At 75.2% G+C, this 16390-nt stretch carries 13 protein-coding genes; 7 read left to right on the forward strand and 6 right to left on the reverse strand.

All coding sequences use genetic code 11. The features are described 5' to 3' along the window. Positions 1-60: 60 nt before the first annotated feature. Complete coding sequence (locus AB0H28_RS01330; protein ID WP_358032556.1) at positions 61-1530, reverse strand: NAD(P)H-hydrate dehydratase; 1470 nt, start codon at positions 1528-1530, stop codon at positions 61-63. A 208-nt stretch (positions 1531-1738) separates the two neighbouring features. On the opposite strand from AB0H28_RS01330, the gene AB0H28_RS01335 reads away from it, so the two are divergent. Further along, on the forward strand, positions 1739-2038 hold the full coding sequence (locus AB0H28_RS01335) for a hypothetical protein (protein WP_358032559.1): 300 nt from the start codon (positions 1739-1741) through the stop codon (positions 2036-2038). Beyond that, positions 2035-3756 (forward strand): alpha/beta hydrolase, encoded by a 1722-nt coding sequence (locus AB0H28_RS01340; protein ID WP_358032561.1) that lies wholly within the window; start codon positions 2035-2037, stop codon positions 3754-3756. The genes AB0H28_RS01335 and AB0H28_RS01340 overlap by 4 nt, the downstream gene beginning before the upstream one ends. A gap of 62 nt (positions 3757-3818) precedes the next feature. On the opposite strand, the gene glmS is transcribed toward AB0H28_RS01340, so the two are convergent. Further along, on the reverse strand, positions 3819-5732 hold the full coding sequence (gene glmS, locus AB0H28_RS01345; protein WP_358032564.1) for a glutamine--fructose-6-phosphate transaminase (isomerizing): 1914 nt from the start codon (positions 5730-5732) through the stop codon (positions 3819-3821). A 968-nt stretch (positions 5733-6700) separates the two neighbouring features. On the opposite strand from glmS, the gene AB0H28_RS01350 reads away from it, so the two are divergent. Genes AB0H28_RS01350 through AB0H28_RS01360 form a run of 3 tightly spaced genes read left to right on the forward strand, consistent with a single transcriptional unit; the run spans position 6701 to position 9478 of the window. Then, a complete protein-coding gene (locus AB0H28_RS01350) occupies positions 6701-7156 on the forward strand; it encodes an MmpS family transport accessory protein (RefSeq protein WP_358032567.1) in 456 nt (151 codons plus the stop codon). A gap of 31 nt (positions 7157-7187) precedes the next feature. Next, on the forward strand, positions 7188-8375 hold the full coding sequence (locus tag AB0H28_RS01355; protein ID WP_358032570.1) for a pyridoxal phosphate-dependent aminotransferase: 1188 nt from the start codon (positions 7188-7190) through the stop codon (positions 8373-8375). After that, the gene (locus tag AB0H28_RS01360; RefSeq protein ID WP_358032572.1) at positions 8372-9478 is read left to right on the forward strand and encodes a beta-eliminating lyase-related protein; all 1107 of its coding nucleotides are present in this window, start codon (positions 8372-8374) and stop codon (positions 9476-9478) included. Before AB0H28_RS01355 ends, AB0H28_RS01360 begins: the two co-directional genes overlap by 4 nt. A 61-nt stretch (positions 9479-9539) precedes the next feature. Here the strand turns inward: AB0H28_RS01360 and AB0H28_RS01365 are convergent, their stop codons facing one another. Next, positions 9540-10145: a PadR family transcriptional regulator gene (locus tag AB0H28_RS01365; RefSeq protein ID WP_358032574.1), complete on the reverse strand. Its 606-nt coding sequence runs from the start codon at positions 10143-10145 to the stop codon at positions 9540-9542. A 97-nt stretch (positions 10146-10242) separates the two neighbouring features. Between AB0H28_RS01365 and AB0H28_RS01370 the strand changes: the two genes are divergently transcribed. Both AB0H28_RS01370 and AB0H28_RS01375 read left to right on the forward strand, forming a co-directional pair. Then, on the forward strand, positions 10243-13050 hold the full coding sequence (locus tag AB0H28_RS01370; RefSeq protein WP_358032577.1) for an ABC transporter permease: 2808 nt from the start codon (positions 10243-10245) through the stop codon (positions 13048-13050). 1 nt (position 13051) lies between these two features. Then, positions 13052-13798, forward strand: coding sequence for an ABC transporter ATP-binding protein (locus tag AB0H28_RS01375; protein WP_358032580.1), 747 nt, complete (start codon positions 13052-13054; stop codon positions 13796-13798). A 25-nt stretch (positions 13799-13823) separates the two neighbouring features. Here the strand turns inward: AB0H28_RS01375 and glmM are convergent, their stop codons facing one another. From glmM to rplM, 3 genes are all read right to left on the reverse strand, one after another. Then, on the reverse strand, positions 13824-15179 hold the full coding sequence (gene glmM, locus AB0H28_RS01380; protein WP_358032583.1) for a phosphoglucosamine mutase: 1356 nt from the start codon (positions 15177-15179) through the stop codon (positions 13824-13826). 116 nt (positions 15180-15295) lie between these two features. After that, on the reverse strand, positions 15296-15760 hold the full coding sequence (rpsI, locus tag AB0H28_RS01385; RefSeq protein WP_358032586.1) for a 30S ribosomal protein S9: 465 nt from the start codon (positions 15758-15760) through the stop codon (positions 15296-15298). Between the two features lie 20 nt (positions 15761-15780). Further along, complete coding sequence (gene rplM, locus AB0H28_RS01390) at positions 15781-16224, reverse strand: 50S ribosomal protein L13 (protein ID WP_091065920.1); 444 nt, start codon at positions 16222-16224, stop codon at positions 15781-15783. Between the last annotated feature and the right edge of the window lie 166 nt (positions 16225-16390).

Below are 16390 nucleotides of genomic sequence, written 5' to 3' on the forward strand. Positions count from 1 at the left end.
GATCATCCTGGCCGTGCCCGGTGGCCGGCACCCGTCGCCACCGACGATCGCCGTCCGGGATCAGCCCAGCCGGGCCACCACCGGACGCAACGCGGCGGCCACGTCGGGCGCGGTCACCGGGCCGCCCCGGGCCGCCTCCCGGCCGGCCAGCCCGTGCAGGTAGGCCGCCGCGGCGGCGGCCCGCTCGGCGGCCAGCCCGGCGGCGAGCAGCGAACCGAGCAGCCCGGCCAGCACGTCTCCGGTGCCACCGGTGGCCAACGCCGGGGTGCCGGTCGGGTTGACGTACGCCCGGCCGTCGGGCGTGGCGATGATCGTCCGGTCGCCCTTGAGCAGCACCACCGCGTTCATCCAGGCGGCCAGCCGCAGCGCCGCGGCAGCGCGGTCCTCGCCCGGCATCTCGCCGCAGAGCCGGGCGAACTCCCGGTCGTGCGGTGTCACCACGATCGGAGCGTCCCGCCCGCGCAGCCGGTCGGCGAGCTTGCCGTCGACGAGCAGCGTCAGCGCGTCCGCGTCCAGCACCACCGGCACCGGCGCGGCCAGCACCGCGCGCAGCTCGGCGGCGGACTCCTCGCCGGTGCCGAGACCCGAACCGCAGACCCAGGCCTGCACCCGGCCGGCATCCGCGACCCGGCCGGTGGCGATCACCGACGGGTGCTGGTGCACCACCTCGGCCCGGGCGCCGCCGGCGTAGCGGACCAGGCCGGTCGGGCCGGCCAGCGCGCCGCCGACCGAGAGCACCGCGGCACCCGGGTAGGTGGCCGAACCGGTCGCCACCCCGACCACGCCCCGGGAATATTTCTCCGCCGACGCACCCAGCGTGGGCCACCAGTCGACCAGATCGGACCACTCGGTCACCCGCAGCGCCGGCGCACCGCGCAGCCACGGCGCGAGCCCGATGTCGACCAGATCGACCTGGCCGGCCAGCGCGGCGGCCGGACCGACCACCAGGGCGGGCTTGAGCGCACCGAAAGCGACTGTCACGTCGGCCCGGACCGCGCCGGGCCGCCCGGCGGCGGTCAGCGGGACGTGACCGGTGTCCACCGCGACGCCGCTCGGCACGTCCACCGCGACCACCGTGGCCCGGGCGCCGTCCCGGCCGAGGCGTTCGGTCAGGCTGGCGGCGAGCTGGTCGGCGGTCTCCCGCAGCCCGCCGGTGCCGCCGATGCCCACGATGCCGTCGAGCACCAGGTCGACCACGCCGGCCGGCCGGTCGACCACCCGCCCACCGGCGGCGCGCAGCGCGGCCAGGCCCTCGGCGTGCGCCCGCCCGGGGGTGAGGAGCAGCGCCTCGACCGCCGCGCCCCGGCCGGCCAGGCGAGCCGCCGCGTAGAGGGCGTCGCCGCCGTTGTCACCGGAGCCGACAAGCACCAGCACCCGGGCGCCGTAGACCCCGCCCCGGTCGGCCAGCAGCAGCGCGCAGCGACGGGCCAGCCCGGCCGCGGCGCGTTGCATCAACGCCCCGGCCGGCAGGGTGGCCATCAGCCCCGCCTCCGCCGCGCGAACGTCCGCGACCCGCCACACCGGTCTCATGCCATCCCGTCCCGTTCGTTCCCGCCGGCCGGACCGGCCACGATCACGACCCACCCTACCGGCGCTGCGGCACCCGGGCCGGGTGCCGAAGCGGGCCTGTGGAAAACCGGCCGACATGTCCACAGGGCCGGCGCGGGTGGTGCCGCCGGCCCTAGCGTCCCCGCTGTCCGGGCCCGGCCGGTGGGGTCGGTGGAGTGGGGAGGTCGTCGTGGTCGAGGAGCCGTTCACCGTCGATCCGGAGCTGCTGCGCGCGGTGGCCCGAGGGCTGACCGACGACGCGTACCGGCTGGCCCACGGGCCGGGCGGGGCCGCGGCACCGGTGGCTCCGCCGCCGGACGGGTGGCGCACCGGTGCGGCGCTGGACGAGTTGGAGGCCGCGGTGCGCCGCTGGTCCGGCACGCTCGCGGCCCGGACGGCGGCCACCGCCGACGCGCTGCGCGGCGGTGCGGACGGCTACGAGGCGGCGGACGACCGGGCCGCCCGGCGCCTCACCGGGACCGTCCGGTGAGCGGCGACCGGATGCGGGTCGGCCCGCGTGCGGCGGCACCCGGCCCGGCGGGGAGCGGCCGAGCACCGGTCGGGCCGACCACTCCACACCCGACCGGCCCGGCACGATCCCGGCGGGTTGATCCGGGCCCGGTCGGCTACGCACAGCTCTGGCGGGCCGATCCGGGCGCCTGGCTCGCCACCGGCGCGGCCTGGCGCGGGCTCGCCGACCCGGTACGTCGGCGGGCCGCCGGGCTGGCCGCCCACGCCGACGCCCTGCGGCCGGCCTGGTCCGGCACCGCCTCGACGGCGGCGCGGCGGCGGATCGGCGAGCTGCGCACCACGCTCACCGACGTGCTGCCCGCCCTGTTCGAGGTCGATCAGGCACTCGCCGAGTTCGCCGCCCGGGTGAGCGCGGCGAAGGCCCGGCTCGGCGCCGAGGTGGCGCGGGCCGAGAGCGGTGGCCTGGCGGTGGACCGCAGCGGCGCGGTGCGGGCCGACCCGGCGCGGCCCCTCGACCGGGCCGGGCCGGCCGTGGTCGGGGCCCGGGCCGGGCTCCGTGGCGCGCTGGCGCTGGCCGACGCGGCGGACCGCGAGGCAGCCGGCCGGCTGGGCGAGCTGACCACTGCGGCGGTGACCGGCTGGGTCAGTGTCCCGCCCGCCCGGCGGCCGGGGCCCGGCGCCGGCCCGGCCGAGGTGAGCCGCTGGTGGGCCGGCCTGAGCCCGGCAGAGCGGCGGTGGCTGGTCGGCCGCGAGCCGAGCCGGATCGCCCGACTCGACGGGGTGCCGGCGGGTGCCCGCGACCAGGCGAACCGGTTGCTGCTCACCGACCGGCGGGAGGAGCTGCTCGCCCGCCGCCTCGCGCTGCTGCGTCCGCTGCCGGCCGGTCCGCTGGAGGTGACCCGCCGCGCCCGGCTCGCCGGGGTGCAGGCGGCGCTGCGCGGCCTGGACGGGCTCAGCGAGCGGTTGGCGACGCCGGGGGCGCCACGGGCGTACCTGCTGGGGTTCGACCCGGCCGGGGACGGGCGGGCGGTGGTGGCGCTGGGCAACCCGGACCGGGCCGGTGCGGTGCTGACCTACGTCCCCGGTATGACCGCCGATCTCGCCGACGCGCCCGCCGAGCTGGGCCGGGCCGCCCGGGTGCTGGAGCGGTGCGCGGCGCTCGGGCCGGGCGAGGAGACGGCGGCGGTGCTCTGGCTCGACTACGACGCGCCGGACTTCCTCCCCGAAGCGGCCGGCGCGCGGCAGGCCGAGGACGCCGGGCCGGCGCTGCACCGGTTCCAGGAGGGGCTACGGGCCACGCACGAGGGGCCGCCGGCCCGGCAGACGGTGCTCGGGCACAGTTACGGCTCGCTGGTCGTCGGCGCCACCGCCCGCGACCACGGGCTGGGCGCCGACGCGCTGGTCTTCGTCGGCTCGCCCGGAGTCGGTGTCGACCACGCCGGCGAGCTGCGGATGCCGGCCGGGCAGGTCTGGGCGTCGACCGCGTCCGACGACGTGATCCGGCTGGCCCGCGAGCCGAACGAGCTGGCCCGCCGCGCCGTGCTTGCCGGTACGCCGCTCGGCCCGGCCCTGGCCGTGCTGGACCCGCACGCCGAGCGGCTCTGGTTCGGCACCGACCCGAGCGCGCCGGGCTTCGGCGGCCGGCGCTTCCCGAGCGCGCCGCACGGCCACACCGGCTACTGGGACGCCGACAACCCGGCGCTGGACGGGATGGCCCGGATCGTGCTGGGCCGGTGAGCCGCCGGGAACCGGTCCCGGCCCCCTCCGTCGTGGGCAGAGGGCCGGGCGGTCGATCCGAGCTATTCGACCGTGACCGACTTGGCGAGGTTCCGCGGCTGGTCGACGTCGTGCCCGCGGGCCGCCGCGATCTCGGCGGCGAGCACCTGGAGCGGCACGGTGGTCACCAGCGGCGCCAACAGCGTCGGCGTACGCGGCACGTAGATCAGGTGGTCGGCGTAGCGGACCACCGCCTGGTCGCCCTCCTCCGCGATCACGATGGTGCGGGCGCCCCGTGCGCGCACCTCCTGGATGTTGGAGACGACCTTGTCGTGCAACATGCCCCGGCCGACCGGCGACGGCACGATGCAGATCACCGGCGTGCCCTCGTCGATGAGCGAGATCGGGCCGTGCTTCAGCTCGCCGGCGGCGAAGCCCTCGGCGTGCATGTACGCCAGCTCCTTGAGCTTCAGCGCGCCCTCCAGAGCCACCGGGTAGCCCACGTGCCGGCCGATGAACAGCACCGTCGGCTCGGACTTCAGCTCGCGGCCCAGCTCGCGGACCGGCTCGATCCGGTCCAGCAGCTCGCGCAGCTTGGCCGGCATCTCCTGGAGCTGGGACACCACCGCGCCCACCTCGTCGGCGAACTTGATGCCGCGCACCTGGGCCAGGTGCAGCCCGATCAGATAGCACGCGACGACCTGGGTGAGGAACGCCTTGGTGGAGGCGACCGCGATCTCCGGGCCGCCATGGGTGTAGAGCACCGCGTCGGACTCGCGCGGGATGGTCGAGCCGTTGGTGTTGCAGACGGCCAGCACCCGGGCCTTCTGCTCCTTGGCGTGGCGCAGCGCCATCAGCGTGTCCATGGTCTCGCCGGACTGCGAGATCACCACGATCAGCGTGGACCGGTCGAGCACCGGGTCGCGGTAGCGGAACTCGCTGGCCAGCTCCACCTCGCAGGGGATCCGGGTCCAGTGCTCGATGGCATACTTGGCGACCAGGCCGGCGTGGTAGGAGGTGCCGCAGGCGACGATGAAGATCTTGTCGACGTCGCGCAGGTCCTGCTCGCTGAGGCGGACCTCGTCGAGCGCGATCTCGCCGCTCTCGGTGAGCCGGCCGAGCAGCGTGTCGGCGATGGCCTGCGGCTGCTCCTCGATCTCCTTGAGCATGAACCAGTCGTAGCCGCCCTTCTCGGCGGCGGACGAGTCCCAGTCGATGTGGAAGTCCTTGCCGGTCGCGGGCCGGCCGGCGAAGTCGGTGATCTCGATGCTGTCGCCGGTGATCAGGACGATCTGGTCCTGCCCCAGCTCGACCGCGTCCCGGGTGTGCTCGATGAACGCGGCCACGTCGCTGGCGAGGTAGTTCTCGCCGTCGCCCCGGCCCACCACGAGCGGCGAGTTGCGCCGGGCGCCGACCACCGCGCCGGGGATGGCGGCGTCCACGGCGAGCAGCGTGAACGCCCCTTCGAGTCGCTCGCAGACGACCCGCATGGCCGAGGCCAGCAGCTGCGGGCCGTCGACCTCGCCGGCGGAGCGCAGGTCGGTCAGCGCGCGGGCGATCAGGTGCGCGGCGCACTCGGTGTCGGTGTCGCTGGCGAACTCGACGCCCTCGTCCTCCAGCTCGGTGCGCAGCTTCGCGAAGTTCTCGATGATGCCGTTGTGGATCACCGCGACCCGGCCGTCCGGGGAGAGGTGCGGGTGGGCGTTGCGGTCGGTCGGCCCGCCGTGCGTGGCCCACCGGGTGTGGCCGATGCCGGTGGTGCCGTCGCCGATGCCGATCGGGCTGGCGGCGCAGTCCGCGGGGTTGGCGGCGGCCCGCTCGGAGAGCACCTTCTCCAGGTTCGCCAGCTTGCCGGCCTTCTTCTCGGTCAGCAGCTCGTCGTCGCAGACGACGGCGACGCCGGCTGAGTCGTAGCCGCGGTATTCCAGCCGCCGAAGTCCGTCGAGAACGATGCCGAGCGCCGGGCGCGCACCGGCGTAACCCACGATTCCACACATGGTCCGCAGCCTAACCCAGCTTCGCTCACCGCGCGTGCGCGGAAGGCCGGTTTACGAACACTGGCCATGAGCGAATCGGGCGCTGCGACTCACCCACCGGACAAAACGCGCAGCCCACGCGCACGCTCCCCGCACCCTCACCGCCCACCGCACATCTCCGGGACCTCAACCACCCGTGCCGCTGACCGGGATCAGCCATCCACATGGCGAGAACGCCGTAGATCTTGGAAGGAATGCGCCCCTTCCGGGGCCGCCCCGCACCAAGATCTCGACCGAGCCGAGGTCTCGCACGCTCCCAGAGGAGCGGGCGGGTCCGCGCGGATGGCCGCCACCCCCTACATTGAGGGCCCCGCTCCACCGCTCCGCGGTCGTCCGCGCCGTACCCCCTGTGAGCTGAACCGATGTCCGAGACGACCCCCTCCCCCGAGCCGCCGCCCGGCCCGACGGACCCGACAGCGGCGCCGCCCGCCGGGGAGCCCGCTGCCTGGACACCGCCCGACCCGCTGGCCGCGCCGCAGCCCTGGACACCGCCGGCGCCCTGGTCGTCCTCGGCACCCAGCCCCTGGGCATCGCCCGGCGACGGCCCGACCGACAGCTCCACCGCGCCCGGCTCGGCCGGCATGCCGGGCCCGGCAGCGACGGCAGGCACGGCCGACTGGACCGCCTCTCCCGGCCGGCCCGGTGGCGCCGACCGGACGGGCGATACCAGCCCGTCCGACGCCCTGGGCCCGACCGAAGCCGCTGGCCGGTCCGGCGAGTCCGCCGGTCCGGGCGCGGCTGCGCCGCCGGCCGGACCGTACCCACCGCCGTACCCACCCGGGCCGCATCCGGCCGGGCCGCATCCACCTGGGCCGTATCCACCCGGTTCGTATTTACCTGGGCCGTACCCGCCGGGGCCGTATCCGCCGCCGTACGTGTATCCCGGCACCCCGCCGCGCCCGTCGAGCGGGCGCTGGGTGATCGGGCTGGTGATCACCTTGGTCGCCGCGGTGGTGCTGGCCGCCTGCGGCTGCGTCGGCCTGGGCGTGCTCGGTGGCTTCGTCGACGGGATGACCTCGTCCGGTGAGCCCTACGACGAGCCCTACGTCTACGGACCGGACGAGCCGGACGAGCCGACCACGGCGGCGCCGGTCACCCCGGCCACCACCCCCTCCGGCGGACCCGGCCGGTACACCGTCGTCTACGAGGTGACCGGGACCGACGACGTTTCCGTGCAGTTCTACGACGCGGACGGCGACTTCCACCAGCTCGACGCCGTGGCCGCGCCCTGGCGGCTGCGGTTCACCGCGAACGACCGGCAGAAGGTGCAGATCGTCGTCGGCGCAACCGAGAGCGACGGTGGGGCGAGCTGCCGGATCACCATCAACGGCAAGGTGGTGTCGCGCAACTCCGGGGGATGGGGCGTGGCCTGCTTTGGCTGGTGAGGGCCCGGAGATGGGCCGTAGGCTGGCCGCCGTGACGACGACCGATCCGCTGGTGGCCCGGATGCGGCCGTTCGGCACCACCATCTTCGCCGAGATGTCGGCGCTGGCCGTGCGCACCGGCGCGGTCAACCTGGGCCAGGGCTTCCCCGACACGGACGGCCCGCCGGAGATGCTGGCCGCCGCCGCCGAGGCGCTGCGCACCGGCCACAACCAGTACCCGCCGGGCCCGGGAATTCCCGCGTTGCGCGCGGCCGTGGCGGCCCACCAACGCCGGTTCTGGGAGCTGGAGTACGACCCGGACGGCGAGATCGTGGTGACGGCCGGCGCGACCGAGGCGATCGCGGCGAGCATCCTCGCCCTCTGCGAGCCGGGTGACGAGGTGGTCTGCTTCGAGCCGTACTACGACTCGTACGCCGCCTCGATCGCGTTGGCCGGCGCGGTGCGGCGACCGGTGACGCTGCGCCCGGGCGCCGACGGCCGGTACGCCTTCGACCCGGCCGAGCTGCGCGCGGCGTTCGGGCCGCGGACCCGGCTGGTGCTGCTGAACTCGCCGCACAACCCGACCGGCAAGGTGTTCACCGCCGGCGAGTTGGCGCTGGTCGCCGAGCTGTGTCAGGAGCACGGCGCGTACGCGGTCACCGACGAGGTCTACGAGCACCTCGTCTTCGGCGACGCCGCCACGCCGCACGTGCCGCTGGCCACGCTGCCCGGGATGCGGGAGCGGACCCTGCGTGTCTCCTCGGCCGGCAAGACGTTCTCCTGCACCGGCTGGAAGGTCGGTTGGGTGAGCGGCCCGGCGCCCCTGGTCGCCGCGGTGCTGCGGGTGAAGCAGTTCCTCACGTTCGTCAACGCTGGCCCGCTGCAACCGGCGGTGGCGGTGGCGCTCGGGTTGCCGGACGCCTACTTCGCCGGCTTCGTCGACGACCTGCAACGCCGGCGGGACCAGTTGGTGGCCGGGCTCGCCGCCGCCGGGTTCGGCGTGCTCGCGCCGGAGGGGACCTACTTCGTCACCGCCGACATCTCCCCGCTCGGCGGCCGGGACGGGGTGGAGTTCTGCCGGGCCCTGCCGGAGCGGTGCGGGGTGGTGGCGGTGCCGACGCAGGTCTTCTACGACGACGTGGCGGCGGGCCGCCGGCTGGTCCGGTTCGCGTTCTGCAAGCGGCCGGAGGTGCTCGCCGAGGCGGTGACCCGGCTGGGCCGGCTGCGGGAGGACGGATGAGCGACGGGTACGCCGAGCGGCTGCGCCGGCTCGCCGCCCAGCGCGGCTGCGACACGATGCTCTCCGGCGTCCGCCCGGCGACGGCGCGGGAGCAGTTGGCCGCGCTCGACGCGCTGGCCGGCGACGACCTGCCCGACTTCTACGGTGAGGGCGGCGCGGTGACGGAGCTGGAGGAGCGGGTCGCCGGTTTGCTCGGCGCGGAGGCGGCGGCGCTGTTTCCGTCCGGCACCATGGCGCAGCAGGTCGCCGTGCGCTACGGCGCGGAGCTGACCGGCCGGCCGGGCGTCGGGCTGCACCCGCTCAGCCACCCGCTGCTGCACGAACGCGACGCGTACGCGCTGCTCGCCGGCGTCCGGGCGGTGCGTACCACGACCGCGCCGCGCAACCCGACGGCCGACGAGGTGGCCGCGCTCGACGAGCCGATCGGCACGCTCTGCCTGGAGCTGCCGCTGCGCGACGCCGGCTTCGTGCTGCCGACCTGGGACGAGTTGGTAGCGGTCGTCGCGGCGGCGCGGGCCCGGGGCGCCCGGGTTCATCTCGACGGAGCCCGGCTCTGGGAGTCGACGGTCCACCTCGGCTACTCGACGGCCGAGATCGCGGCGTTGGCCGACAGCACGTACGTCTCGCTCTACAAGTCTCTCGGCGGCCACGCCGGCGCGGTGCTGGCCGGCGACGCGGAGCTGGTCCGGTACGCCCGCGCCTGGCGGCACCGGCACGGCGGCACGCTGTTCCAGCAGTGGCCGGTGGCGCTCGCCGCGCTGGCCGGGCTGGAGCGGGAACTGCCCCGGCTGGCCGGCTACGTGGGGCACGCGAAGGTGGTGGCCGAGGCACTGGCGGGCCTGCCCGGCGCCCTGGTCCACCCGACGCCGCCGCACACCCACCAGTTCCGGTTCTGGCTGCCGTACCCGGCGGCGGTGCTCGACGCGGCGAACCTCGCGCTCGCCGAGGAGGAGCGGGCCTGGTTCGTCGGCGGTTGGCGGGACAGCGAGGTGCCGGGGCTGGCGCTGGCGGAGGTGACGGTCGCCGGGCCGGCGCTGGAGCTGGACGTCGACGGCGTCCGCGAGCTGGCCGCCCGTTTCCTGCGCCGCCTGCCCGACGCCTGACCGGAACGGCGGCCGACCGCCCGAGCGCGCCGCGCCTCCACCGTCGGCGCGGGACGGCGGCTCAGCCGGCGGCCCGCGCCTCGCCGGCGTCGTCGGCGGATCCGGCAACCGAGGGCCGGCCGGCGGCGAGGCCGGCGAGCGTGACGCCGCCGTCGGCGAGCAGCGCCGCCTCGGCGTCGTCGACGAAGGCCAGGTCGGCCTCGACGTGCCGGCCGGCGGCCGAGAGCAGCAGCCGGACCACCGGGTCGTCGGCGCCGCGGCGCAGCCCGTCGAGGTTGCGCAGCTCCCGCATGAGGTGGCCGCGCTGGTTGGCCAGCACCGTCCGGACGGTGTCGGCCGCACCGGACCGGGCGGCGGCGGTGACCTTGAGGAAGAAGTCGTCCCGGAAGCCGCCGCTGCGCGGGCTGGGCGCGGTCAGCCAGCGGTCGAGTTCGGCGCGGCCGTCGTCGGTGATCTCGTAGACCACCCGGTCGGGCTTGACCGGTTGGGGCTGCCGCTCGGCGATGACCAGGCCGTCGCGGGAGAGGCGGTCGAGGATCTGGTAGAGATGGCCGATGTTGAGCGGGCCCCACTGCGGCCCGACCGCCGTCTCGAACGCGCTCTTCAACTCGTAGCCGTAGCTGGGCCCGCGGGCGAGCAGGGCCAGGACCGCGTGCTGGATCGCCACCGTCTTCTCCGATCCGCTTTCCGGGCAGGCACCCGGGCGGGGCCTTGCATTGTCACAATGTATCGCGCACAGTGTGCTCAGTACACGGGGAGGCGCCATGGTCGGGTTCATCTGGGGTCAGCTTCGCGGTCGCGCCGGGCGGTCAGTGGCGCTGCTGCTGGGGGTGCTGGTGGCCACCACCGGCTTCGTCGTCCTCACCGGGGCCACCACCACGTCCCGGCTCCAGGTCACCGGCACCGTCGAGCGGAACACCCGCGCCGCCTACGACATCCTGGTCCGGCCGAAGGGAACGCGCACCCCGCTGGAGGCCGAACGCGGGCTGGTCCGGCCCAACTACCTCTCCGGCACCTACGGCGGCATCACCACCGCGCAGTACGACCAGGTCAGAGCCGTCGACGGGGTGGACGTCGCCGCCCCGATCGCCATGCTCGGCCACTCCACCACCGAGGTCGAGCTGCCCTTGGACCTGACCGACGCGGTGGACCGCTCGCTGGAGCGCCAGGTGATCCGGGTCGACCGCACGTTCCTCGCCGAACGCGGGTTGAGCCACGCCGTCGCGCAGCCGCTCTACGTCTACGTCACCACGCACCCGCTGCTCTACTCGCGCACCGACATCGGCTTCCGCGCCGACGCGATCCCGTACAGCGACGGGCGCAGCTACGACTCCCAACTCTGCGGCGACGTGCCCCGGGAGGTCCTGTCACCCGGGCGCAGCGCGCCCGTGTGCGATCCGCGCTGGTACCTCGCCCCGTCGATGAACACCCTCACCGACCGGCAGGTCTGGTCGGTCGAGGCGTTCCGGCTGCTGCCCGACGGACGGTTCGAGGGCCGCGCTCCCGGCGCACCGCCGTACCAGCGGTCGGATCGCCTCGTCGTCCGGCCGAAGGTCACCGTGCCGTTCCTACTCGCGGCCGTCGACCCGGACGCCGAACAGCGACTGGTCGGCCTGGCCGGCGCGGTCGTGGCCGGTCGGCCGCTGGAGGCGGCCGACACCGTGCGGACGAGGCGGACCGCGGGCACCCGCATACACACCGTTCCGGTGCTGATCAGCGCGCGGCCCTACCTGAACGGCACGGTCCGCACCACCTGGCACCGGATCACCCCGCGGGGCAGCCTCGGCGACGTCTCGCCGGAGGACCTCGACCAGGTGCTGCGGGGCGCGCCGACGGTGCCGGTGGGCGGGGCCGAGCAGAAGATCGCGACCGCGTACCAGGCACAGCTCGCCGGCGACGCGGACTGCTGCGCGGGCCAGCTCTCCCGCGTGGTGCAGCCCGGCCAGACCGGCTACGACCGGCAACCGGACGGCAGCCTGCGGGCCCGCCCGGCGGCGGCGAACCCCCGGGTGTACGTCGGCAACGACCACGCCATCGCCATCCCCCGCCCCTGGCTCACCGCCGACACCCCGTTCCGGCCACTGTCGGCGCTCGCGTTGCCGTCGTCCGGACGGTCCCTCACCGACATGCGGGGCTGGCGCTCCGTGGGTTCCTTCGACCCGGAGAAGCTGGCCGGGTTCAGTGACCTGGGCAGGGTGCCGCTGGAGACGTACGAGCCACCGCGCGCCGAGGGCGCCGACGACGCCAGCGTTGCCGCACTGGGCGGAGAGCCGCTGGAGCCCAGCGGCAATCCGGCCGGCTATCTCACCGCCCCGCCACTGTTGCTGACCACGCTGGCCGCCGTGCCCGAACTCCTCAAGGGCGGCAGCAGCCCGCAGCGGGCCGCGCCGATCAGCGCGATCCGGGTCCGGGTCGCCGACGTGGACGGCTGGAGCGAACGCTCCGCCGAGCGGGTCCGGCTGATCGCCGAACGCATCGCCACCACCACCGGCCTCGACGTGGACATCACGCTCGGCTCCTCGCCCGCCCCGCAGACCGTCGAGCTGCCGGCCGGCGCGTTCGGCCGCCCCGACCTGCGGTTGACCGAGAACTGGTCGGCCCTCGGCGTGGCCTCGGTCATCACCCGGGCGGTCGACCGCAAGAGCGCCGTGCTGTTCGCGCTGGTGCTTGTGGTCTGTGCGCTCTTCCTCGGCAACGCGGTCACCGCCGCCGTCCGGGACCGGCGCGCCGAGCTGGCCGTCCTGGCCTGCCTCGGCTGGCCGGCCCGCCGCATCGGCGCGCTCGTGCTCGGCGAGGTCGCCACGCTCGGCCTGGTCGCCGGGCTGCTCGCCGTCGGCCTGGCCGTCCCGCTCGGCCACGGCATCGGCATCGGCGTCGACTGGCGGCGGGCGCTGCTCGCCGTCCCGGTGGCCCTGGTCCTGGCGCTGGTCGCGGGCCTGGCGCCGGCGCTGCGGGCGGCGCGCGCCCACCCGGCCGCCGCCCTGCGCCCGCCGGTGGCCGGCGCCTTCCGGGCCCGCCGCACGCGGAGCGTCGCCGGGATGGCAGTGGTCAACCTGGTCCGCGTCCCCGGGCGCACGCTGCTCGGCGCCGCCGCGCTCGCCATCGGCGTGGCCGCGCTCACAGTGGTCGGCGCCGTCACCGTCGCCTTCCGCGGCGCCGTCGTCGGCAGCCTGCTCGGCGACACCGTGTCGCTGAGCGTGCGCGGCGCGGACACCCTCGCCGCCGTGGCCACCGTGCTGCTCGGCGCCGCCGCCGTCGCCGACGTCGTCTACCTCGACGTCCGCGACCGGGCCACCGAGCTGGCCACGCTGCGCGCCACCGGATGGACCGATGGCGCGCTGGCCCGCCTGATCGGCTACCAGGCCCTGTGCCTCGGCGGGCTCGGCGCGCTCACCGGCGCCGGGCTCGGCCTCGGTGGCGCGGCCTGGCTGGTCGGTGACGTGCCGCCCGCCCTGGTCGCCGTGGCGACCGTGGTCGCCGTGGCCGGAGTGCTGGTCACCTGCCTCGCGGCGCTCGTGCCGGCCGGCCTGCTCCGCCGCCTCCCCACCGCTCGTCTACTGGCCGAGGAGTGAAATGGATCCGACCACTGGAAGCACCGTGCGCGCCGAAGGGCTGGTCCGCGAGTTCCGGTCCGGCGCCGAACGGCTCACCGCCGTCGACGGGGTGTCGCTGGAGATCCCGGGCGGTTCGGTGACGGCGCTGACCGGGCCGAGCGGCTCGGGCAAGTCGACGCTGCTGCACCTGATCGGCGCGATCGAACGGGCCGACCGGGGCGGCCTCACCGTGGACGACGTGGAGGTCACCGCGCTGCGCCGGGCGGCGCTGGCCCGTTACCGGCAACGGGTCGGCTTCGTCTTCCAGCGCTACCACCTGCTGCCGGCGCTGACCGTGCTGGACAACGTGATCGCGCCGGTGCTGCCGCGCCCCGGCCGCGCCGATCATCCGACCCGGGCCCGCGAGCTGCTGGCCGCCGTCGGCCTGGCCGGACGCGAGCGGGCCCTGCCCGCTCAGCTCTCCGGCGGCCAGCAGCAGCGGGTGGCCATCGCCCGAGCCCTGATGGGCCGGCCCCGGCTGCTGCTGGCCGACGAACCCACCGGCAACCTGGACTCCACCACCGGGGCGCAGATCCTCGACCTGCTGCTGGAGCTGCGCGAACGGCACGGCATGACGATCCTGCTGGCCACCCACGAACGGGCCATCGCCGCCCGCTGCGACCGGTTGATCCGGCTGGGCGACGGCCGGATCGTCGAGGACGTCGACCTCACCGACGGTGAGGACCCGGCCGACACGTTCGACCGGGCCTCCCGACTGCGGCTCTGACCACGCGCGCGGCCGGCCGGCCCGGTCAGGCGACCGGGCTGGCGGTCCGGACGTGCCCGGCGATGCGCTCGGCGACCTCGCGCGCGGTGGCCTCGGTGGCCGCCTCCACCATGACCCGCACCAGCGGCTCGGTGCCGGACGGGCGGAGCAGCACCCGGCCGGTCTCGCCCAGCTCGGCCTCGGCCCGCTCGACCTCGGCCCGGACGGCTGGCGCGGCGGCCCCGACGGTGCGGTCGCCGACCGGCACGTTGATCAGCACCTGGGGCAACTTGGTGACCACGGCGGCCAGCTCGGCCAGGGACGTGCCGGTGGCGGCCATCCGGGCCATCAGGTGCAGGCCGGTGAGCACGCCGTCGCCGGTGGTGGCGTACGCGGGCAGCACGATGTGGCCGCTCTGCTCGCCGCCCAGGGCCAGCCCGGAGGCACGCAGTTCCTCCAGCACGTACCGGTCGCCGACCTTCGTCTCGACCAGCCGGATGCCCTGCGCGGACATGGCCAGCCGCAGGCCGAGGTTGCTCATCACGGTGGCGACCAGGGTGTCCTGGGTGAGTTCGCCGGCGTCGCGCATGGCCAGGGCGAGGATCGCCATGACCTGGTCGCCGTCGACCTCCTCGCCGTCGGCGGTGACCGCGACGCACCGGTCGGCGTCGCCGTCGTGGGCGAGGCCGAGGTGGGCGCCGTGCTCGACCACCGCGGCGCGCAGCGCCTCGATGTGGTTGGAGCCGCACTCGTCGTTGATGTTGAGCCCGTCCGGCTCGGCGTGGATGGCGATCACCTCGGCGCCGGCCTCCCGGTAGGCCACCGGGGCGACGTCGGCGGCGGCGCCGTTGGCGCAGTCGACCACGACCTTTATCCCGTCGAGGCGGTGCGGCACGGTGCCGACCAGGTGCTGGACGTAGTGGTCGGCGCCGTCGAGCAGGTCGTTGACCCGGCCCACGCCGGCGCCGGTCGGCCGCTTCCAGGCGGTGGTGGCGTTCGCCTCGACGGCCGCCTCGATCCGCGTCTCGATCTCGTCGGGCAGCTTGTGCCCGCCGGCGGCGAAGAGCTTGATGCCGTTGTCCGGCATCGGGTTGTGCGAGGCGGAGAGCATGACGCCGAGGTCGGCCTTGATCTCGGCGGTGAGGAACGCCACCGCCGGGGTGGGCAGCACGCCGACCCGGACCACGTTGGCGCCCGCGCTGGTCAGGCCGGCCACGACGGCCGCCTCCAGCATCTCGCCGCTGGCCCGGGTGTCCCGGCCGACCACGGCGAGCGGCGGATGGCTCCGGTCCGTCTCGGCCAGGGTGTGGGCCGCGGCGACCGCGACCGCGAGCGCCAACTCCGGGGTGAGATCCGCGTTCGCCCGCCCGCGTACGCCGTCCGTGCCGAACAACCGGCCCATACCCGCCAACCTCCGTGGAACTGCCGTTGAGGAGAGAAACGCGGAACGGCCGGGCCGCCCCCGCAGAAGGGAGGCGGACCCGGCCGTCCGTCAGAAGTACAAGACGCTGTCGGTGATCAGCGCTTCGAGTACTGGGGAGCCTTACGGGCCTTCTTGAGGCCGTACTTCTTGCTCTCCTTGACCCGGGCGTCGCGGGTCAGGAAGCCGGCCTTCTTCAGGGCCGGGCGGTCGTCGGGCTCGTTGACGATCAGCGCCCGGGCGATGGCGAGGCGCAGCGCGCCGGCCTGGCCGGTGGTGCCGCCGCCGCGCAGGTTGGCGATCACGTCGAAGGACTCGGGCTTCTCGGCGGTGACCAGTGGGTCCTTGATGAGCTGCTGGTGCACCTTGCTCGGGAAGTAGGCCTCGAGGTCGCGGCCGTTGCAGGTGATCTTGCCGCTGCCGGGGATGATCCGGACCCGGACGATGGCCTCCTTGCGACGGCCCACGGTCTGGATCGGGCGGTCACCGCGGGGCGCGCGCGCGACGGGCGCCGGCGCCTCGGTGGCCTCGGGGGCGACCTCGGTCTCGGTGATGTCGGTCATGCTGCTTCCTTCGCCCGCGCTCACTGCGCGATCTGCTTGATCTCGAACGGCGCCGGCTGCTGCGCGCCGTGCGGGTGCTCGGCACCGGCGTAGACCTTCAGCTTCTTGAGAATCTGACGGCCCAGCTTGTTGTGCGGGAGCATGCCCTTCACGGCCAGCTCGACGGCCCGCTCGGGCCGCTTGGTGAGCAGCTCGTCGTAGCCGACCCGCTTCAGGCCACCCGGGTAGCCGGAGTGGCGGTAAGCGACCTTGGTCTGCCGCTTGTTGCCGGTCAGCGCGACCTTGCCCGCGTTCACGATGACGACGAAGTCGCCCGTGTCGACGTGCGGCGCGAAAGTCGGCTTGTGCTTGCCACGCAGCAGCGTGGCGGCGTGGGTCGCGAGGCGGCCCAGCACGACGTCAGAGGCGTCGATGACGTGCCACTGACGCTCGATCTCACCCGGCTTCGGGCTGTACGTACGCACAGGTCTACCTTGTCTCGTCGTCGGTCTGGGGTCGCGCGCCGAGGTAACCGGGGCTTCCAGTCGAACCAGCGCGCACGAACGACCAAGCGTACCTGATGCGGCACGCCTAAGAATGTCGTACAACAGCAGGCAACGATACCCGGCCGCCCGGCGGCAGGTCAAAACG

It is taken from the genome of Micromonospora sp. NPDC050980 (assembly GCF_040653835.1).
Lineage (GTDB): Bacteria > Actinomycetota > Actinomycetes > Mycobacteriales > Micromonosporaceae > Micromonospora.